At 57.9% G+C, this 20487-nt stretch carries 16 protein-coding genes and 1 pseudogene; 13 read left to right on the top strand and 4 right to left on the bottom strand.

The genetic code is table 11. The features are described from left to right. The first annotated feature begins 176 nt into the window (after window positions 1–176). From EY713_RS07675 to EY713_RS07705, 7 genes are read left to right on the top strand one after another with little or no spacing between them, the layout of a single operon-like run. Complete coding sequence (locus tag EY713_RS07675; RefSeq protein ID WP_245572884.1) at window positions 177–1316, top strand: ABC transporter ATP-binding protein; 1140 nt, start codon at window positions 177–179, stop codon at window positions 1314–1316. Window positions 1317–1361: 45 nt separating this feature from the next. Further along, window positions 1362–2087, top strand: a complete 726-nt coding sequence (locus EY713_RS07680; protein WP_131113704.1) for an HAD-IA family hydrolase — start codon at window positions 1362–1364, stop codon at window positions 2085–2087. Further along, entirely contained in the window at window positions 2087–3382 is a 1296-nt protein-coding gene (locus EY713_RS07685) for an NAD(P)/FAD-dependent oxidoreductase (protein WP_131113703.1), read from the top strand. The genes EY713_RS07680 and EY713_RS07685 overlap by 1 nt, the downstream gene beginning before the upstream one ends. A 31-nt stretch (window positions 3383–3413) precedes the next feature. Beyond that, window positions 3414–4469: an ABC transporter substrate-binding protein gene (locus EY713_RS07690; protein WP_131113702.1), complete on the top strand. Its 1056-nt coding sequence runs from the start codon at window positions 3414–3416 to the stop codon at window positions 4467–4469. Between the two features lie 22 nt (window positions 4470–4491). Continuing rightward, window positions 4492–5370 (top strand): ABC transporter permease, encoded by an 879-nt coding sequence (locus EY713_RS07695; protein ID WP_131113701.1) that lies wholly within the window; start codon window positions 4492–4494, stop codon window positions 5368–5370. Further along, window positions 5367–6161, top strand: a complete 795-nt coding sequence (locus tag EY713_RS07700; protein ID WP_131113700.1) for an ABC transporter permease — start codon at window positions 5367–5369, stop codon at window positions 6159–6161. The genes EY713_RS07695 and EY713_RS07700 overlap by 4 nt, the downstream gene beginning before the upstream one ends. A 5-nt stretch (window positions 6162–6166) precedes the next feature. Beyond that, on the top strand, window positions 6167–7861 hold the full coding sequence (locus EY713_RS07705; RefSeq protein ID WP_245572985.1) for a GMC family oxidoreductase: 1695 nt from the start codon (window positions 6167–6169) through the stop codon (window positions 7859–7861). 9 nt (window positions 7862–7870) lie between these two features. Here EY713_RS07705 and EY713_RS07710 read toward each other — a convergent pair whose 3' ends face one another. Next, on the bottom strand, window positions 7871–8410 hold the full coding sequence (locus EY713_RS07710) for a ParB/Srx family N-terminal domain-containing protein (protein WP_131114277.1): 540 nt from the start codon (window positions 8408–8410) through the stop codon (window positions 7871–7873). Between the two features lie 917 nt (window positions 8411–9327). On the opposite strand from EY713_RS07710, the gene EY713_RS07715 reads away from it, so the two are divergent. Next, window positions 9328–10743: a mannose-1-phosphate guanylyltransferase/mannose-6-phosphate isomerase gene (locus tag EY713_RS07715; RefSeq protein WP_131114278.1), complete on the top strand. Its 1416-nt coding sequence runs from the start codon at window positions 9328–9330 to the stop codon at window positions 10741–10743. Between the two features lie 230 nt (window positions 10744–10973). Beyond that, window positions 10974–11177 (top strand): hypothetical protein, encoded by a 204-nt coding sequence (locus EY713_RS07720; protein ID WP_245572936.1) that lies wholly within the window; start codon window positions 10974–10976, stop codon window positions 11175–11177. Window positions 11178–11970: 793 nt separating this feature from the next. On the opposite strand, the gene EY713_RS07725 is transcribed toward EY713_RS07720, so the two are convergent. Then, a complete protein-coding gene (locus tag EY713_RS07725; RefSeq protein WP_131114279.1) occupies window positions 11971–12789 on the bottom strand; it encodes an ABC transporter permease in 819 nt (272 codons plus the stop codon). Window positions 12790–13214: 425 nt separating this feature from the next. On the opposite strand from EY713_RS07725, the gene EY713_RS07730 reads away from it, so the two are divergent. The 4 genes and pseudogenes from EY713_RS07730 (at window position 13215) to EY713_RS07745 (ending at window position 17242) form a co-directional block, all read left to right on the top strand. Further along, window positions 13215–13781 (top strand): GGDEF domain-containing protein, encoded by a 567-nt coding sequence (locus tag EY713_RS07730; protein WP_165491057.1) that lies wholly within the window; start codon window positions 13215–13217, stop codon window positions 13779–13781. 393 nt (window positions 13782–14174) lie between these two features. Continuing rightward, window positions 14175–14661 (top strand): annotated as a pseudogene (locus EY713_RS23120) (IS5 family transposase); the annotation flags it as partial. 208 nt (window positions 14662–14869) lie between these two features. Continuing rightward, window positions 14870–15859 (top strand): glycosyltransferase family 2 protein, encoded by a 990-nt coding sequence (locus tag EY713_RS07740; protein ID WP_131114281.1) that lies wholly within the window; start codon window positions 14870–14872, stop codon window positions 15857–15859. Window positions 15860–15940: 81 nt separating this feature from the next. Then, window positions 15941–17242 carry a glycosyltransferase gene (locus EY713_RS07745; RefSeq protein ID WP_131114282.1) on the top strand — a complete coding sequence of 434 codons (1302 nt, stop codon included), beginning with the start codon at window positions 15941–15943 and terminating at the stop codon, window positions 17240–17242. A gap of 461 nt (window positions 17243–17703) precedes the next feature. Here the strand turns inward: EY713_RS07745 and EY713_RS07750 are convergent, their stop codons facing one another. Next, entirely contained in the window at window positions 17704–18813 is a 1110-nt protein-coding gene (locus EY713_RS07750) for a hypothetical protein (RefSeq protein ID WP_131114283.1), read from the bottom strand. A gap of 64 nt (window positions 18814–18877) precedes the next feature. After that, a protein-coding gene (locus EY713_RS07755) for an IS3 family transposase (protein ID WP_131113674.1) occupies window positions 18878–20058 on the bottom strand; the annotation gives its coding sequence in 2 pieces (ribosomal slippage) (window positions 18878–19797 and window positions 19797–20058; 1182 coding nt in all). Window positions 20059–20487: the final 429 nt, after the last annotated feature.

Genomic DNA, 20487 nt, shown 5'->3' on the forward strand with positions numbered 1-20487 from the left:
AGGCAAGGCTCTTAGATCATTACATTATGTAATGCGCAGCCAGCTTATTTGAGCGTTGCTGCGTGCTGCTTCTGTTGCGAAGCTCTCCTTCGCACCATGGCGTGACAGAGCAGTGAAACGCCGAAGTATCGTTCGATCCGCGACCGGTTTTTAGCGTCGGAGGAGGATGTATAAGCATGAGTTTTGCGGCCGATCCCTCCTTCTCGACGACAATGGGGTCGTCCGAAAATATCGGGGTGTCGATCCGGGCCGCGAGCCTTCGCTATAACGCGTTTATGGCGCTCGACAGCATCGATCTCGACATCGCTCCCGGTGAGTTCATGTCTTTGCTCGGGCCATCGGGCTCCGGCAAGACGTCGTTGCTCAGCCTTTTAGGCGGCTTCGCCCAGCCCTCCGCGGGACGCATTTTTTTCGGCGAAAACGACGTAACGTTCACGCCACCGCACAAACGCGGGATCGGCATCGTGTTCCAGAATTACGCGCTGTTTCCCCATATGACCGTCGGTGAAAACGTCGCCTTTCCGCTTCGGGCACGTCGGGTGCCACGGGCGGATCAGAAAGACGCCGTATCCCGCGCTCTCGCCATGATGGAGCTCGCTGGATACGAAGACCGCAACATAGCGCAACTTTCGGGTGGCCAACGCCAGCGCGTGGCGCTCGCCCGCGCGATCGTGTTTCGGCCGAAGCTGATCTTGATGGACGAGCCCCTTTCGGCACTCGATAAACAGCTGCGGGAAACGATGCAGATCGAACTGCGTCACCTCCATCGCCAGCTCGGCGCGACGATCGTCTACGTGACGCATGATCAACGTGAAGCGCTGACCATGAGCGACCGCATCGCGATCCTCCGGGGCGGCCGTCTCGAACAGGTTGATACGCCCGAGCGGCTCTACGACACACCTGCGAACCGCTTCGTCGCGAGCTTCATCGGAGAGGCGACGCTCGTTCCCGTGACGCGGGCCGGGCACGATGGCGTGAGCCTGGGGCCCACAATCCTGCGGTCCACACGAACGATTCCGGCCACGGGTTCCCTGATGCTTGCGTTGCAGACCGAAAAGCTCGTCGTCGGGGCCCGATCGGCTGATCCGGTGTTGAACCAACTCTCGGGTACCGTCACGGAAACAATTTATCAGGGCGAAAGCCTTCGGGTCTTCGTGCTCCTCGACGGCGGCGTCACCGTCAGTTTTCGCCAGCCAAGTCACCATCTCGGCCGCCTCAACCTTCCGGCGCCCGGCGGACGCATCGATCTCCTGCTCCACCCGAACGATACCGTGATCGTGGCGGCGGAAGACGACCGGCAATTGGCCGGACCATGAATGGCCTTCAATCAGCAACATCGCGCCAATAGGAAAAGACCGTACATGTCGCTTCGGGATTTCAAGCTTCTCACCTTCGATGTCGTCGGAACATTGATCGACTTCGAAAAGGGCGTCCTCGATTATTTTCGGGCCGTCTCCGGTAAGTCGGCCGCTGAGGTCAGCGACGACGCCATATTCGCGTCCTACAAGACGGGGCGGGACCGGAACTACAGCCGCTCAAGCGAGGTCATGCGCCACGTCTATAGCCATGTGGCGGCCGAACTGGGGTTTCCGAACGAGACCCAGCATGCCGAAGGCTTCCAGACCGCGGTGCTGCAATGGCCAGCTTTCGCAGATTCTGCCGACGCGCTGCAACGGCTTCGTCGGCGCTTTCGACTCGTTGCCATGACGAACGCGGATCGCGTGGCCCTGTCTTGCTATGCACAGACCCTGAGTGACCCGTTCGACGACACCGTCTGCTGTGACGACACCGGCGTGGCCAAGCCCGACCCCAGTTTCTTCGCTTTCAACCGTGGGCGCCAATCAGCCTTCGGTTACAAATTCCGCGATATTTTGCATGTGGCGCAGAGTCAGTATCACGACATCGGGATCGCCCGGCAGCTCGGCTACACGGTATGCTGGATCGAGCGTCGTCAGGGCCAGGACGGCTACGGCGGCACGCCGGCCCCTCAAACGTTTACGAAACCCGACTACCATTTCGCGACGCTCGCTCAATTGGCCGACGCCGTCGACGAGGCGTTCGATGGGCCGGCGGTCCGAGCCGCCTGATGCAGATCGCCACGCCGGTCCAATCGCTTTGGTCGACCAGCGCCACGCCGAGGGCGGCTTGCCGCCGTCTTGCGGGCGAGGTGCAGGCCGATGTGGCGATCATCGGCGGTGGATACACGGGACTGTCTGCCGCGCACCATATCGCGGCTGGCGGTCTGCGACCCGTCGTGTTGGAGGCTAATACCCTCGGCTGGGGCGCAAGCGGGCGCAACGGCGGCGTCGTGTCGGCGAAGTTCCGCTTATCCTTTGCCCAGGCGGCGGCCCAGCACGGGATGGACGTGGCGCGGCGGATGTATGCGATCGCCCATGAGTCGGTCGACGTGCTCGAAGCTTTGGTCAGTGACCTCGGTTTGACGGACGCCGGCTATGCGCGCGTCGGGCAGGTCAAAGCCGCCCACAATGCCGTCTCACTCGCGGCGTCGATCGCCGATATGGACTGGATGAGGGCCGAGATGGGGGACAGCTCGGTTTCGGCTCTTTCGCGTGACGAGGTGGCGCGGGAAACCGGGTCTTCGGGCTTTGTCGGCGGGGTGTTGTCACCCCATGCGGGCGCGATCCACCCCCTCAACTATCTCGGTGGTCTCGCGCGGGAAGTGACCGCACAAGGCATCGACGTCTTCGAGGCATCCCCGGCACTACGCCTGCGTCGGGATGGCCAACGGACCGTCGTCGAAACGCCGGACGGTGCCGTCAACGCCCGACATGTGGTGCTTGCGACGAACGCCTATTCGGACCTGACGCCGGCGACCGCCGCCGTGCGGCGAAAGCTCATTCCATTCCGCAGCGCCATGATCGCGACCGCCCCGCTCTCGTTGGCCCAGACGGCCACCGTAATGCCCACCCGTCGCGTCTATGTCGAGACCCGGCGCATGATGCGATGGTTTCGCATGGTGGACGGACGCGTTCTGTTCGGTGGCCGCGGCGCCTTCGGCAAGGCCGACTCGGACACCGCGTTCCTGGCGCTACAACAGGCTATGATCCGGACGTTTCCGACCCTCGCGGCGACAAAGGTCGACTATCGCTGGTCGGGTCTTGTGGGCATGACGCTCGACGCGCTTCCGCATGTCGGCCGGATCGACGACCGAACTCTTTTCGCCGTGGGTTACAACGGCGCAGGCGTCGCGATGTCGACCCTCATGGGCAAATACGTGGCCGCGATGGTTCGGGGTGAGCACCTCGACGTCGCGCTGCTCGACGCCGAGCGCTTCCGAACCGTCCCGTTCTACCCATTCCGAGAAGCCGGCGTGCGCCTCGCCGCCGGCTGGTACCAACTTCTGGATTCCGCCGGCCGATAGGCGGCCGTCGCAATCAACGAGGGAGAGCAGCATGATCCGGTGTTTTGCATCGTCAAACGTTAGACTGTCGGCCTCGCTTCTTGCGCTGCTGGCCACGACAGGGCTCGCGGCCGCGGCCGATCAGGTCGTTTTCGTGTCGCAGGGGGGCGCCTACCAGGAGGCGCAGACCAAGGCGATCCTCGATCCTGCCGCCAAGGCGCTTGGGATCACAGTCAACCAGGACAGCAGCCCGGATGCGTGGCCGGTTATTAAGACACAGGGCGCCACAGGCGCTCCGACGTGGGACGTCGTCGATACGCCGACGGAGGATTGTGTCCGCGGCGGCGATCAGGGGCTGATCGAGAAACTCGATTTTAGTCAGATCCCCAACGCGGCCAATATGCCGGAGGCGTATAAGACGCCCTATTCGGTCGCCTATGAGTTCTATTCCAGCGTTCTCACCTACAACACAAAAAAATTTGGCGGCCACCCGCCCCAAAGCTGGGCCGATTTCTGGAACGTCAAAGCATTCCCCGGGACACGCGCTTTGCGGAACCATCCGCTCGCGACCCTCGAAGCGGCCCTTATGGCCGATGGTGTGGAGCCCTCCAAGCTTTACCCGCTCGACGTCGATCGCGCCTTCAAAAAACTAGAGGAGATCAAGCCAAACATCACGGTCTGGTGGACCTCGGGCGGCCAATCGGCCCAGCTTCTGCACGACGGCGAGGTCGATATGGAAATGGCGTGGAACGGCCGCGTCACGTCCGTGATGAAAGATAATCCTGATATCGGATTCACCTTCAACCAGGGCCTGTTGCAGAATACATCCCTCTGTATCCTGAAAAATGCACCGCATCTGAAGACAGCCGTGCGCTTTCTGAACGAGGCAATCGACCCCAAGCTCCAGGCGCATCTTCCGCTTGCGATCAACTATGGTCCGGGCAATCCCCAAGCCTTCAAGACTGGAATCATCCCTGCGGATCTGGCCAAGACCCTCCCGAGCGCGCCCGAAAACGCAGCCAAACAAGCCTTGATCGCCAGCGCGTGGTGGTCGTCGCCAGCCGGCGACGCCGCGCTCAAGCGTTGGGCGACCTTCGTTCAACAATGATCCGTCGGGACGAGGCCGAGCTATGGCGACCAACGTGACGCAAACCTCCACCTCGTCCCCTCGCGGTCGCGGGCAGGAGCAGATGATGCTGTTCCTGCTGCTCGCGCCAGCTTTGCTCGTCGTCGTCGGACTGCTGCTTGTTCCGCTGCTGTGGCTCGCGTGGCAATCCGTCTGGGATAACGGCTTCACCTTTGAGAATTATCGCCGTCTCTACACGGAGCCGCTTTATGGCCGAAGCTTCCTGCTGACATTCCGGTTGAGCGTCGAGGTCACGGTGACGACTTTGCTGCTCGGCTATCCTGTCGCTTACGCCGCCACAGTCTTGCCCCGATGGCTCAGCCTTGGGGTGCTGGCGCTTGTGGTCGTGCCCTTCTGGACCAGCGTGCTCGTGCGCTCCTACGGCTGGTTGGTGCTGCTGCAGCGCACCGGCGTCGTGAACAAGCTTCTCATGGGAATGGGCCTCATCGATACACCCTTGAGTCTGGCCAATAACGAAATCGGCGTTCTCATCGGCATGATCCACATCCTGCTCCCCTTCATGGTGCTGCCGCTCTATGCCGCCATGCAGAAGATCCCACGCGATCTGCTTCTCGCCGGTGCGAGCCTTGGAGGACGGCCCGCGACCGTCTTCGCTCGCGTGTTCCTCCCGTTGTCCATGCCGGGGGTGGCGGCCGGAACAGTCCTGGTCTTCGTGCTTTGCCTCGGCTTTTACATCACCCCGGAATTGCTTGGAGGAGGCCGCACGCTCATGGTCTCCATGTTGATCAGCCGCAATATCGAACTTTACAACCAGTGGGGTGCCGCCAGCGCCATCAGCGTCGTCCTGCTCGTCGCGGTCATGCTGATCCTGGCGGTCGGCCGATTGGCCGTGCCGCTCAAAAGCGTCGCCGGTGCGAAATGACGCGCCTCAACCCGTTTCATCTTCTCCTCGGGGCAGCGGTTCTCCTGATCCTGTTATTCCTGATTTTGCCGCTGCTCGTGATCGTCCCGATGTCGTTTTCGAGTACCCGCTTCCTGACCTTTCCGCCCCCAAGCCTGTCGTTGCGCTGGTACGAGAGCTATCTCGAGTCGGCCGCGTGGATGCAGTCCACAAAGGTCAGCCTTACGGTCGCGGTCTCATCGGCGCTCTGCGCGACCGTGCTCGGAACCGCCGCTGCCTATGCGTTGAGCCATATGACCGGCCGCCTCGGGCGAATGGCGGAAGCTCTCCTGCTCCTGCCACTCGTGACACCGATCGTCATCGTCGCCGTGGGCGTGTTCTTCGTCTATGCCCGGCTCGGGCTACTGGCCACGTGGCTCGGGCTGGTGCTAGCCAACATCATGCTCGGTATCCCGTTTGTCCTCACCGCGGTTTCGGCGGGCTTCCGGCAATTCGACCACGCTCAAGAGATGGTTGCCCGCAGCCTCGGGATGAACCGCTTGCGCGCCTTCTTTATCGTTACACTTCCGCAAATCCGGCCAAGCGTCGTCACCGGCGCACTCTTCGCCTTCATCTCGGCTCTGGATGAGACGGTCGTGGCTCTCTTCGTGTCCGGAGGATCGAACCAACCTCTCACGAAGCGGATGTTTACAGCTCTCCGAGACGAGATCGATCCGACCATCGCGTCCATCTCGTCCTTGCTGACAGTGGCCTCCATGATGTTGTTGCTCACTGTTTGGCTCAGTGCACGAAAGGCCGGAGGGAAGCCTTGACCCACGTGCTCATTCTGGGCGGCGGGTCGGCCGGCTGCGTTTTGGCGGCCCGCCTCACGGAAGACCCGCGGTTCCGCGTCACGCTGGTCGAAGCGGGGCGAGACATCTCTCTCGAGACCATGCCGGCCGACATCCGTAGTCGATATGCCGGCCGTGCCTATCTCGACACCCGCAACATCTGGAACAGCCTGCAGGCCTTTATGGGATCGCCGCGTAGCAACAGCGTTGCGAGAGCGACCCGCCGATATGAGCAGGCCCGAATTCTCGGCGGGGGTTCGGCCATCAATGCGCTGCTGGCCAACCGCGGCTCTCCAAATGACTATGACGAATGGGAGCGGCTCGGCGCCTTGGGCTGGAATTGGGAGGCCTGCCTCCCTTATTTCCGCAAGCTCGAGCGGGATTGTGATTTCATCGGCCCTCTGCACGGGCTGGAAGGACCGCTTCCGGTCCGTCGAATCACCCCGGACCGGATGTCTCCCTTCGTGGCGGCCGTCGCCGATGCACTCGCCCAGCGCGGTTTTCCTACACGGCCGGATCAGAATGGCGAGTGGAAGGACGGTGTCTATGCCGCAGCGCTTGTTGCGAGCGAAGCGGGGGAACGAGTTCCGACGTCCGTCGGCTACCTCACCGACGCCGTGCGCCGACGCCCCAATCTCTGCATTTTGACCGACAGGATCGCGGAGCGCATTCTCTTCGAAGGAACCCGAGCCACGGGCGCATTGCTGGCCCCGATGATCGGCGGCCCTGCCGAACATATGGCCGCCGACGTGGTGGTTGTTTCGTCAGGAGCAATCCACACGCCGGCCCTGCTGATGCGGTCTGGCGTAGGACCCGCCGCAAACCTTGCGGCACTCGGGATTCCGGTCGTGGCCGACCGTCCGGGTGTCGGGCAAAATCTGATGGAGCATCCCTCGATCGCGGTGTCGGCGTTTCTGCAGCCGGCCGCCCGTTTCCGCGATCCTGCCGAGCATCACGAGCAGGCGATCGTCCGCTTTTCCTCAGATCTTGAGGGCACGCCGAACGGAGATATGCATGGTGCGATCCTCTCGCGCTCGGGCTGGCACAGCATTGGCCGGCGACTTGGCACGGTCTTCTTCTGGGTCAACAAGTCGTTTTCGAAGGGCTTCGTTCAGCTTGCCTCGTCCGATCCGCGAGCCGAGCCGCATGTCGATTTCCGCATGCTGTCCGATTGGCGCGATATGGAGCGGCTCAAGTTGGCGCTTCGATTCGGAGCCGAAACGTTGATGCGGCCCGAGATGCGCGGGCTCTGCGACTCCGTTTTTCCGACGAGCTATTCACCCCGTGTCGCAAGGATCGCGGTGCCGGGCCGCAGCCGCGCAATCCAACGTGGCCTGTTCTCGGGCCTCCTCGATCTGAGTGCCGGCTTTCGCCCGGCTCTCGTCCGCGCATTCATCACGCAAGGCGCAACAATCGAGGCCTTGTTGAATGAGGATGCCGTTCTGACCGACTTCGTGAGCCGCAATGTCGGGGGCACCTGGCATCCGACCTGCACCTGCCGAATGGGCGCAGAGGACGATCCCTTGGCGGTCACGGACAGCGCGGCCCGGGTCTTTGGGACTGAGAACCTCCGTGTTTGCGATGCATCGCTCATGCCGTCTATTCCCTGCGCGAACACAAACGTGCCGACCATCATGATGGCTGAACGCATTGCCGACATGATGAGACGTGATCCGGGTTGATGCTCGTGATCATGCAATCGACGTCAGGATGACGTCCGGTTCGGCCGCATCGTCGCCCAGCTTATCGATCTCGGGCGCGGCAAAGCCCGTAATGCTGAAATCGAAGCTGAGATCGAGGGTGAGGTCGATGGAGAGTAGGTCCTTAAACTCGAGGTCCAGCAGCTTCTTGTCTACGCCAGCCAAAGTCGCGATCTGATTATCGAGGATGCGGAGCGCACTCTTCTGAGCTGCATCTAGATGATCCAGACGGACCACCGGGAGCTCCTTGAAGCCAAGGAGCTTGGCTGCAGCAAGACGACCGTGACCCACGATAAGTAGGCCCAGCTTGTCGATCACCAGTGGGCTGACGCAACCAAAGGTCTTGAGCGACTCCTCGATCTGCTTTTTGGAATGGGTGCGGGGATTACGACTGTAGGGGTTGATGGAAGCAATCGGCACATATCCGATGGCGAGCTGAAGTTTGGCAAAGAGGCCGAGAGGCATTGCCGCGGGTTGCTGTCCCAAATTTTGACCGAGCGGGAGCAGTCCCGCCAAAGATGGTTGGTGCATCAGAATTCTCCGAACGAAGGTGCTGCTGCTGCAGCGTTATGTTTGCCGGCTAACTCTTACCGGCGACTACAAGACACTCACCACGACTCGCTCCTGCGCGATACGATGTCAGGTGATACCTAGTCCGTTCTATAATTTTCAATATAAATCTCTATAAACTCTCAATAAGAGTTGTCTCTGACCGTCTGACAAAGAGAGTGTATTACCCTGATGATGACAAAGGAACAGTAATTCTCTGCAGTGAAGCGGCATTGATTGGGCGAACGCTCCTCATCTACGATCGAGAAGGTCGAAAAGACGTTTATCGCCTCAATGTTTTTCCCTGCAGATTTCCCTCAGAGCAGGGAATCTTGGTGCAGAGAACCGTTAAAGTCCTTCCCGGCCCATTACGCACTCTCGTCGAACTGGCGATTTCCGTTTTTTGGCGGGAGACTGCTGCGATTTCAGGACCTTGGCCGAAATAGCGTCATTTCGGCACTCTCTCTGGGGCCCAAATACCGGCCACTAGGAGGCCTGCTTTTAGGGCATTTCTCTGGGTCGCGTATTGGGTTTCCGAGCCGCACGCTGGTCCTCGTGTGGAGACCGGTTTGCGCCGTTGCGGAGACCAGTGTTCGTGTCTGGTTCTCAGCAGTCCAGATTTGTCGGTTACTTGCCCGAACAGGAGTGGACTTCTGCTCGGATTGCAGCGGAACTGGTGGTGCCAAACCGCTGATCGAAGCGGCGGGTTCCTGCCCCGCTGACCCTGGTTCGCGCGCTGCCGTCGCCGCGGAGATGTCAATTGCCAAGGAAGATCTCGACGCCTCTGAGTTGATAAACTCGGCGAAGAGATCGCCTCTGGGTGACTGAAGCCCTCGACTTGACTGCGGCTGTCCGGGTTTCTATTGCAGTGCAAACTTGGACTGGTCGGAGGAGACCCAATGCCGCGAATCCTTCCTGTCATCATGTGCGGCGGTTCAGGAACCCGGGTCTGGCCCGAGTCGCGCGAGACGATGCCGAAGCAGTTCATTCCGCTGGTCGGAAACCGATCGACCTTCCAGACGGCGCTCGACATGCTGCGTGACCGCTCCCTGTTCGAGCCTGCTATGGTCATCACGAATCTTGACTACCGGTTCTACGTCGCTGAACAGATTGCCGACAGCGGCGTCGACGCTGAGATCGTCTTGGAGCCGGTGGGACGCGACTCGGCGCCAGCAATCGCGATCGCTGCTGAAATCGCCGCAAATCGCGACCCCAGCACCATCCTGGCAATTTTTGCTGCCGACCACGTCATCGAGAACCGGACCGAATTCGTCAAGCTTTGCCGGGAGGCTGCCGAGGCTGCTGAAGCCGGATGCATCGTCACCTTCGGCATCAAGCCGACACATCCAGCGACCGGCTTTGGCTACATACGGCCAGGCGCGCCTGTCGTTCTTGGCTCGCCTGTGCACCATGTCGACGCTTTCGTAGAGAAGCCTGATGCTTCGACAGCAATTGGCTATGTGTCGGAGGGCTATTTGTGGAATTCGGGGAATTTCGTGTTTCGAGCCGATGTGATGCTCGAGGAACTCTCACGCTTTGAAGCTGAACTGGCTGAGGCGGCTCGAATTGCCGTGCAGAGCGGTGTTCACGACCTCGGCATGTTCAAGCTGAATGAACCGGCCTTCTCGCGGGCCACTAAAATTTCTATCGACTATGCCATAATGGAGCGTACCACGCGTGGGGCCGTTATTGCGGCCGATATGGGTTGGTCTGATATCGGCAACTGGCATGCCGTCTGGGAGTTGTCAGACCGAGACCCCCTCGGCAATTCGGTACGTGGTTCTGGGGTCATTATGGATTCCAACAACGTTCATATCCGATCGGAAGACGTCTTGACTGCCGTGGTTGGTGTCGACGACGTCATCGTGGTGACGACGCACGACGCGGTGCTGGTGCTTAACAGCGCTCATGCCGGACGCGTAAAAGATTTGGTCGAGCAGCTGAAAGTATTGAAGCGGCCGGAGGCGGCGGAGCATCGGCGTTCCTATCGACCCTGGGGCTATTATCAGAGCATCGACCGAGGGTTGCGCTATCAGGTCAAGCGCATCGTCGTGAAGCCCGGCGCTCGACTGTCCCTCCAGAAGCACCATCATCGGGCCGAGCATTGGGTTGTTGTAAAAGGGACTGCCGAGGTCACCCTGAATGAGGCGATCAAGCTCGTTCATGAAAATGAGTCGATTTATTTGCCGATCGGAAGCATCCATCGGCTTGCCAATCCTGGTAAGATCAACCTTGAGCTGATCGAGGTGCAAACCGGCAGCTACCTTGGCGAGGATGACATCATTCGCATCGAGGATGTCTACAATCGTGTTTAGCGTGATCTCAAACGTGAAGATCGGGACTTCAACTGTTCCTCGGACCAGCGTAGCGCACCACCGTTTCTAGTCATTCATTTTCGGGGCGACGTTTGCATTACCTAAGCAAACTGTCGGTCGTAGTGGCCTATTATCGTTATAACGCACCTGCAACCTGTTACGTCGAGGGTCTAATTCGCAGGTCCAGTTGAAGTTTGGAACAAGCGGGCTGCGGGGCTTGGTCACCGATCTTGTGGGATGGCCAAGCTATACACATTCGCTCGACGGGCGCCCAAGCCTTATCCGCCCCCATTCTCATCGGACGGGATCTGCGCGCGAGCAGTCCAGAAATCGCTGCAGCCGTCGCCTCTGCCGCTCATGCGCTTGGCATCCGTGCACTCGATTGCGGTGCACCCCCGACGCCTGCCTTGCCCCTTGCGGCGAAGCAACGGTAAGCGTCAGCCATCATGGTGCCGGGAGACGTATCTCCGAGGATCGTACGGTCTGAAATTCTACACGCGATACGGCGAAAAATTACGAAGCCGACAAGGCTTCGATCCTTGCAGCGCTTCCGGCAGCGAAAACGCATTCTTGGAGCCTATCGGGCGAGAGGTCCCGGTCGACATGTTGGACGGCGTGCGAAGACAGCTGAACAGTGGTTCAACGTTGCACTTTCCCGTTTCGCGCAACGCCCCGGAACTTCGTTGTTATGCTGGAGCCAAAAGCACAGCAGAGGCAGACAAACTGGTTGCTTGGGGGCTTGACGCAGTCGAACAGCGTGTATGACGATCAAGTTGTCAGTTTTAAACAAAAGCTTGGCTCTCAACTACCGTCGCTGACCTGCTCCTTAGAAACCACGCTATTTGTAAGTTGGCTCGTCGATGGAGACGAGTGATGCGGCGAGGCCGACTCGCCGAAGATCAGGTCATAGGCGTTCTGTGCGAGCACGAGGCTGACTGATCATAGAAGCATGGCGCGGAGCGGCCGCAACACTGTGCGTCCACACAGCAGCCTTGGCGGGCTGGCGCCCGTCGACTTTACAAACCGCCCGGGCCAAGGGCTTATGGAGACCGAAGCTGAGTTATCGGCGGTCTGAAAGCGGGGAGAAGGTCACATCCGCATCTTCGGTAGATCACCGCTCGCTCCGTTCCGCTTTAATTCTACGGCGAGTCGATGCTGAGGCGAGTTTCTGGACCGGTAGCGGCATATTTGATAGCGCCACGACGTGTGAAGCTTCGGCTGTCGAATTCAGCCGAAGTGGATCTTGTCGCGTGCCTTGTCGACCATCGGAAGAGCCCAGGCGAGCATCGCGATCGACCAAAGGACGGGATACCAAGGGGTATAATGTGTCTCCACGATCGGCCCGAAGAGGCCGCCCCGGACCATCTCATAACAATGTACAGTAGGGACGTACCATGACAGTTCCTGTGCATAATCCGGCAGCCAATTGACCATGTAGAAGAAGCCGCAGATCGGCAGGAAAAGATATTGGAACGGCTGGATAAAGCGTTCCGCCGCCTCATAGAACTCGGTCAGCACGCCGAACACCATCATCAGGCTGAACGCCAGCAGTGCCATCAAAAGCCAGCCGGATGCCATCAATCCGAGGTCATAGATTGGCCCTACAAGACCCAATGTGTAAAGTGACCAATAGACTACCGTGAACGCAATGGTACAGCCACCGAGCTCAAGCATGAAAAGCGCAAAAGCGCAATCAAGCAGCGTGATGTCCCGGTGGTAAAGCATCGGGCCGTTGCGTCGCAGGAGGAACGTTCCAGCTGACGAGAGATGCCGCCAAAGCGTCAGAGGAAGGTAGCCGGTTATAAGCAGCGAGATCAGCGGAACGCCGTTCTCTTCGCTATCGGAGATCAAAGAGCGAACGACGAGCACGCCACAGCATAGAATCATGGGCTCAAGCACGAGCCAGAGGAAGCCGATGTTGCTCCGTCCGTATTTGGTCATGAGCTGGCGGATCATCAGCGCCACCAGTACGCGTCGCTGAACAGCTACACCGCGCTTGAAGTTAGCCCACGTATGAGCCGGCTCGGTGATGTCTTGCGTGGACATTGTATGAATCCCTTGGCCGCACTGCAGGCCAATGACCCGCCCAAGATACTTTCATCGCGCAGATTGGCATTAATGGCCATAGGGAACGAACGTGGGCTGCCCATAACCGAAGCTTCGACGACTGACGAGGTGGATCAATGGATGACCAAGCCGACGCCGGGCGCTTTGAAACTGCAGCGCCTCTGACATAACGGCTCGCTTTGGGTCGTGGCACGCGGCGCGAAGCAGGACTAAATGTTATCTTTTTATCGTCTGTCGGGTTGATCGATCTGGTATTCGACGATGTTGAAGAAGCTTGCTTTGTCCCGTCCCGTCATCAGGCTGACAAATGAGCTTGAGCGTTTCGCCTATGTGATGCGCACTACCGTGCTTTGTGTGATTGCAGCCCTTGCGTTAGACGTTTTGAACCAGCTTGTTTTCCGATCGTGAATCGTCACAATTATCTTCGTGTCTTCATCGCTCTTCTGGTTTCGCGTACAAACGATAAGGCACAGCTTGCCCCGTATCGCGCCAGCACGATTGATCCACTAACGGGCCTGCTAAACCGAGGAACACTGCTGAACCACCTTGATTATAGCTTCACGACGATGGCCTTTATCATCGTCGATGTCAATCGCTTCAAGCACGTCAACGATACTTACGGCAATTGGGTTGGAGATCAGGTTCTCCGTGCGACCGCGAGCGTGATGGCACAATGCCTTGGTAGTTTTGGGCGCGTCGGGCGGCTGGGTGGGGAAGAGTTTGCTCTGCTCGCGTCCAACGAGCATCGAACGACGCTCGTCCGAGAACTTGACTCTTTCCGACAGAGAGTGGCCGGGACGCCAATCCTGACAAACGCAGGTCAAGTGTCGATCACGATATCGGCCGGCCTCGCAAAACAGCACGGCGATCAGACATTTGAGCAGCTCTTTTCCCGTGCCGACCGTGCCCTTCACACGGCGAAGAAGTCGGGCCGGGATAGGATCGTTGTGGCGGAGGGTCTCGACATCTAGCTGGAAGATGAACAAGCCATCGGCGACGACAAATCAGCTGTGAGACAGTACCCCGCTTAATCTGGCAGACCTGCCTGTGGCTCACCCTTATTACGTGCATGACGCTGATTAATAAAGCGCCACCCGAACCTCGGGTTCAAAGCCTAAGCGCAAGCTCGATCCAGCGGCAGCTTAAGCGTGTGTTATAAGCGAGCCGCTGTGGTGGTTTCGCAGAGCAAGTGCTTCGCGGAAGCGGTCGCTCGATCGCGGGCACCGAGTTTACCTTGATATCGCTCGCGGCAGGAATACGGCGGTATGAAGGGCAAACAGATGAAGCTCCTGAAAGAGCTCGAGGCCGAGAACGGCCGATTGCGCCGAGCTGTGTCGGCCCGTCCACAACGGTCTGCGACCACTTCAGGCGCGGCGACCCGATCGACGGCGGTCGACTCCGCATATGTCAAGGTCCAGCGCTCTGCGTTCGGGGAAAGGGGGGCGAAGGCGCAGCCATCGGGCCCTCGCGCGGCGGCCAGACGACGAAAGTCCATGCCCCCACCAATGTCGTCGGGCGCCCCTTCAAGCTGATGCTGACACCGGGCAATGTGTCGGACGTGACCATCGCCCCGAACTCCTCGCCGGCGTGCAAGAAGCCCGCTACGTCCTCGCCGACAAGGGCTATGACGCCGATGCGTCGGACCTTGCGTCGGGCGGGAGCCGTCTTGGTGATCCCGGGCTGTGTCACTCGCAAGAAGAAGATCTCGCTCGATAAAAGCGCTACCAAGACCGGCATCGGATCGAGAACGCCTCCTGCCGGCTCAAAGACTTCCGGCGCATCGCCACCCGTTACGACACGCTCGCAGCCAACTCTATGTCCGCTGTCGCCCTTGCGGCCACACGGGCTTTCTCTGATCGAATCTCGATCCTGAGGGGCATCGCTGATGCTCACCGCAGCGCGCTCCTGACGGAGCGGAGACATCCGGAAATCCGCAGCAAAATCAGTCATATTTACGATCAATATAACGTTGTTTGGCAACATCTGAATGCGTTCGCGTTTGCAAAGACGCTTGGCGCCGTGGTACTGACCGAACGTATCAATCGGGAAACAATTCGGCATGCAGCATGATAATGCAATCGGCCTGTCAAGCCTCGACGTAAGTGGGTATGACCAGCTTAATGACGGTCTAGCAAAAACTGTTTTTGTTATCCCGTCGGTCAACGGAGCGCGCCTACTTGAAAGAATGTTGCCGACCCTAAAGATACCGTCGCATATCATCTACGTCCTCGATCAGGGGAGTGATGACGCGACAGAGGCGGTATGTAATAAGTACGACGTAAATCTTGTTCAGTTGTCAAGTCGCAGGACATATACGGAGTGTTGTAATATAGCGCTCGATATTGCGATAAAGCAAGATGCTGAATATTTTTTCGTATCAAATAACGATATTACGTTCATAACCGACGTTGCTCGAGAGTTACTGTTCGAAATATCGCTAGATCCAGCGCTTGGTATTTTATCATGCTCTCAAATAATAACTGATGAGCAGAGGAGTAATCCAATCTTAAGCAGCCGCGTTTTTTGGAACTTGGAAAAGGTCGGATTTGATCATCAGACGAGTATTCTAGAGAGCGATTACTATAGGCTCGAATCGGATTTTTGTGAGCTAACGTTTGCCGTCATGCGGACCTCCGCAGTTTCGAAAGTTGGCGGATTTGACGACAAGTTCGGTTTTTACCACGAGGACGCAGATCTTGGCTTCAGATTGCGTGAAGCCGGCTATACGACCGCCTATCTCCCGCAGTCTCAAATAGAACATTTTGCCGGCTCTACATTCAGGCAAGGTCTGGATCAAGCCAGGCTGAAATATATCGCTAATAGCAAGCGCGTGTTTGAACAAAAACATCTCGGAGCTGGCATCAACTATCCAGAGCTACATTCCGACATCCCCTCTTCTTGGACGATTATAAATAAGAACCTGTTCGGCAGTTTGCGGTCATTAGGCCTAATAGATCAGAGCCGCCCTGCATTGACGTTTTCGCACCCAGGGGAACGCCCATTCGAATATTTGTATTCGGTCTGGGAGACAAGTATTCTTCCAAAGTAATGGCTTGATTATAAAGATAGTTACAAAAGCGTCTTCTTACCCTCGAAGTGGAATCTTGAAGCCTTTCAAAGGTCTGGTTTTGTGGACTGCCACTATGTTCCATTAGGGGTAGAGACAGACATCTTTCACCCGTGGGGCGAAAGCAACGAGAGGTCGCAAGAGCCCACATTCTTGTGGTTCTCGCGCAATCAGCATCGAAAGGGCTACGATGTTCTTAGGAGCGTCTGGAGTAAGTTCAGACTTAAGATGCCCAAGGCAAAGCTGATTGTAATGGGTCATGGCATACTTACGAACTCCGATATACCTACGGCGAAGATGCGTAGATGGCGCGAGTATCTCATCTACGAGGATGTTAGTTTGGGCGTGACGTTTAAAGAAATTATTGTCCCGCTATCTGACAGGGATGTAGCAAAAATTTATAGAAGTGTAGATTGTGTTCTTGTTACCTCAAGAAGCGAGGGCTTTGGTTTCAATGTCGTAGAAGCTATGGCTTGTGGCGTGATGGTTGTCTTCCCAGAATACGGCGGCACCGGAGACATGGTATTTCCAGGCGCGCTCACATATGGCGGTGCCGAGGTTAAAGCTGATTATTCGGACAAAGGTTTTTATGACGTCGGCAACTGGTGGGAGCCCAATGAGAATGAGATCTTGACGGCGATGCACAAGGTGCTGACTCTGACGGCTGTCGAAAGACGTGAATTGCTGAGAAAGCAGCTCAATTTGGTTAGGACGTCGTTTAGTTGGCGGAATACCGGCTTTTCTGTTCGTAAGGCGCTCCTAACTCACCAAACTAAACGGTCGAAGGATTACTTCGCAGGAAGTGACGTTCTAGAAAATATAAATGCGGAGTGGCTTGTCGGCACAATGGAGTCTGGATCTAGCCAGCTTCTACCTTTGTCGACAGTCATTTCGTCTGGAGTAGAGAGACTATTTGCAGATTTCGATAGAGCTACCTACGAGGAGTTTAATGACGATATCAAGGGGAAAGGTGTTGATCCGCTATGGCATTTTATAATGTACGGATGGAGTGAAAACCGTTTCATCGCTCAGGGTGTTTTGGTCAGGGATTATCTGTCTAACAACAATGGCGCTCAGTCCCTGATTATACATTACCATCAGATTGGTATGACGTTTGCCAGCAGCGATCTAAATAGAAGCATGCTAGAATGGACCGGAGGTATTTTCAAGAAGTCCGTTACCGAAAACCGTGTATCTGATAGGATGCTTCTCACAGGCCTTTACAAGATGGTGTTGCGTCGTGACCCAGACGCTCAAGGATTGCAGGAACATCTTGCTGCGCTATTTGACAAGCGGGTTTCGAGGGCTGAGATGGTTGACAACTTTCTGAATTCTGAAGAGTCGCATAAGGTAAATCGGATCTAATCGCGATAGTGTCGTGTAGTTTGTCTTAAGGTTCCGGGCAGCGTATACCCCAATCCACGCTGCCCCTCGAGGCGGTTTTGACATTAGCTTCATCGATGAGAAATCGAACCGTTTCGTCTAGACATAGAAATTTGCGTTTGTTGAAATGCTGCGTGAATACCTGCAATATTGAGCATAGTGATTAAACATAATATCGAATATAGTTATTAAATATAATCAAAAAATACTGAGATTGTCTCCGGGGTGATGTGGCGGCATCTTCTGGCCGATAGCTTGGTCCGCGGTCGAGCAATCCTTCTCTAATCTGAAGCGCTGCCCCTGAGGGTGGCATTATGATCCCTGACCTCTGGAATGCTATCTCGCAGTTCAAACCCTGCGAGTGCGCCAACTCCTTCGAAGGCGCTGGTACCGGCCGATTCAAGGCGAGACATCGCTGAATGAACCGGGCAGGCACCATTCGGCTAGTGGATCGTCTTCACGTCGTTCGGCTCGGTCCCGGACCACGTGACCACCATGCACTCATTGGCGCTGAGCGGGACTGTGAGGGGGGCGGCGGCACTGGTCACCATTCCAAATGCCGGACCTGATCCGGCACCGCCGCTCGCCGCGTTCGTCAGAGTGACAGCCGCGTTGAAAGAGGCGGATTGCTTGATAGAATGCGTTTCGTCACGATGGCTCGTGGCACAAATTGCGGCCGGCGAGGCACCCACGGCTGTGCTCGATATGCTCTGCCCAGCGTTCATGTTGTGGTGAAAGACGCTATGCGTACCGGAGCCTGGCGACGACCCGCTGTCGGCTAACGCGGCGACGGTGTTCCCAAACAAATTGTTATCGTGAATGTCGAGGTAGTCCGACGTTCCGCCCTGCGTGCGAATGCCGATCTGATTGGTCTTAACGCTTGGCGGAAAGGCGAAAGGGCCGAACGCGCCGCTATTGTTGTTGGAAATATTCCAATGACTGCAGCCTGGTGCCAAATCGATCCCAGCGTTCCAGCCGGCAATCGATGCTCCGGAAATGGTAACGTCTATTGCGCTCGGTGCCGCGCACTGCACTCCTGATCCGGTCTGTCCGGTAACCGACAAAAGCGAGCCGCCCATATACTTCACACCAACAATCGATCCCGCGATGTTCGTGGGGAGTTGGGCTGGCACCGTTCTGCTGTCGTCCAAGATGAGACCGCTTGTATTCGTCGGCCCGATGTTCGTGACCCACATGTCGGTCAGGTGGAAGTCAAAGATATAACCTCCGCCGATAGGTTGCAGCACGATGTTGTTCGCTCGAGCAGCGTCGCAGTAGTTGTTTGCGCCGAACTTTACTGCCTGGACGCTCTGACCTGTAGCGGGGGACGCGATGATGCATGACATCATGCCTGTGACGTCGACGCCATTAACCGTCGCGGCCCCCTCGTTCTGAAGTCGGATACCAAAGCTGGGATAGTGAGCGCCGCCGCCGTCCGAATTGATACTTTTGATGACGACGTTATCGATTCGGTTATCTGGCCCGAAGCCAGCGTTATTGACATCAATGCCACCACTACCGGGGTGTAGCGCGCCGTCTGCCATGTAGCGCATGACTCCGTCTTGGACGGAGTTGTAGCCACCTGATCGGCCCCCATCGGGTGGTCCGGGTTGATTGTTAGTTCATGGTCGGCCTGGGCGCCACCCTGAGCATGGCCGGCGGAGATGGTCGGGGTTTCGCAGCCGGCCATGCGGCGAAGGCGGGCACGAAGACCTCCGGCGCCGGGGGCTTGTAGCCGATTGATCCGTGCGGGCGCACAGTATTGTAATGCCTTCTCCAGCTTTCGATGATGACCTGAGCTTCCTTGAGCGAGTAGAAGATCTCTCCGTCGAGCAGCTCGTCTCGGAAGCGAGCGTTGAACGACTCGACGTAGCCGTTCTCCCACGGGCTGCCTGGGGCAATATAGGCGGTCTTTGCTCCAACCGCCGTGATCCAGTCTTGCACAGCCTGGGCGATGAACTCGGGGCCGTTGTCCGAACGGATGTGACCAGGCACGCCGCGCAGGATGAACAGGTCGGACAGAACGTCAATGACGTCGGTCGAGTTGAGCTTGCGCGCGACCCGGATGGCCAGGCACTCCCGGGTGAACTCGTCGACGACATTGAGGGTCCTGAACTTGCGGCCGTCATGCGTGCGATCCTCGACAAAGTCGTACGACCAGACGTGATCGCGGTGCTCGGGCCGGAGGCGAATGCAGGAGCCGTCGTTGAGCCAGAGACGTCCCTTCTTCGGCTGCTTGGCCGGCACCTTCAGCCCTTCGCATCGCCAGATGCGCTCGACCCGCTTGTCGTTTACCAGCCACCCGGCATCGCGCAGCAACGCCGCGATCTTGCGATAGCCGTAGCGGCCGTACTGCCGCGCCAGCTCGATGATGTCGCCCGTCAACGCCTCTTCGTCGTCAAAGCCCCGCGGCGCCTTGCGCTGCGTCGAGCGGTGCTGACCGAGCGCCGCACAGACGCGGCGCTCGGAGACAGGCAAATGCTGTCGCACATGCTCGATGCAGACGCGCCGGCGCGCGGGGCTCAGAAGTTTCCCGAGGCCGCCTCCTTCAGAATCAGCTTGTCGAGCGTGAGGTCGGCGATCGCCTTGCGAAGCCGCATGTTCTCCGTCTCCAGCTCCTTCAGGCGCTTGACCTGGTCAAGCTTCAAGCCGCCGAACTCCTTCCGCCACCGGTAGTAGGTGACCTCGGTCACCCCGATCGAGCGAACCGAGTCCGCAACGGTCTTCCCCTGTGAGACCAACACGTCGACCTGACGCAGCTTGCTCACGATCTCTTCAGGCTTCGGTCGTCTTCCCATCGATCCATCCTCCAGGCTCGAAAGCCATACATCGGGATGGACCACTTCAAGGGGGGACGATCACCCGCGCGGCTGTGAAGTTGGTGAGGAATCATGGGCGAGGGTGCCATATTCAGTTTATGCGGAATGCCTGCTCCATGCCCTGGTGCAATCGGCACACATCCAGGACCACGACGGCCGTTTTTTTGCGATTGTCACCGTGTTTCGCCGGTATCCGTTTTTGCTAAAACTCTATGCCGATGGCGATTCTCAAAGCCCCGTCGTTTAAAATCGCTCCGCACCCGGTTTCTCTTCCGATTGATGTGGAAATTGTCAAGCGGTCCGACGCCGCTAAGGGCCTCACAGGCACACCAAAGAGTAGGCTCGTCGAACAGCGCACTCTCCCTTCACTCCATCGATGCCGCCGCCTCGCCAAACACTGGGAGTGCT

Origin of the sequence: Lichenihabitans psoromatis (assembly GCF_004323635.1) — a bacterium.
Classification (GTDB): Bacteria; Pseudomonadota; Alphaproteobacteria; order Rhizobiales; family Beijerinckiaceae; genus Lichenihabitans; species Lichenihabitans psoromatis.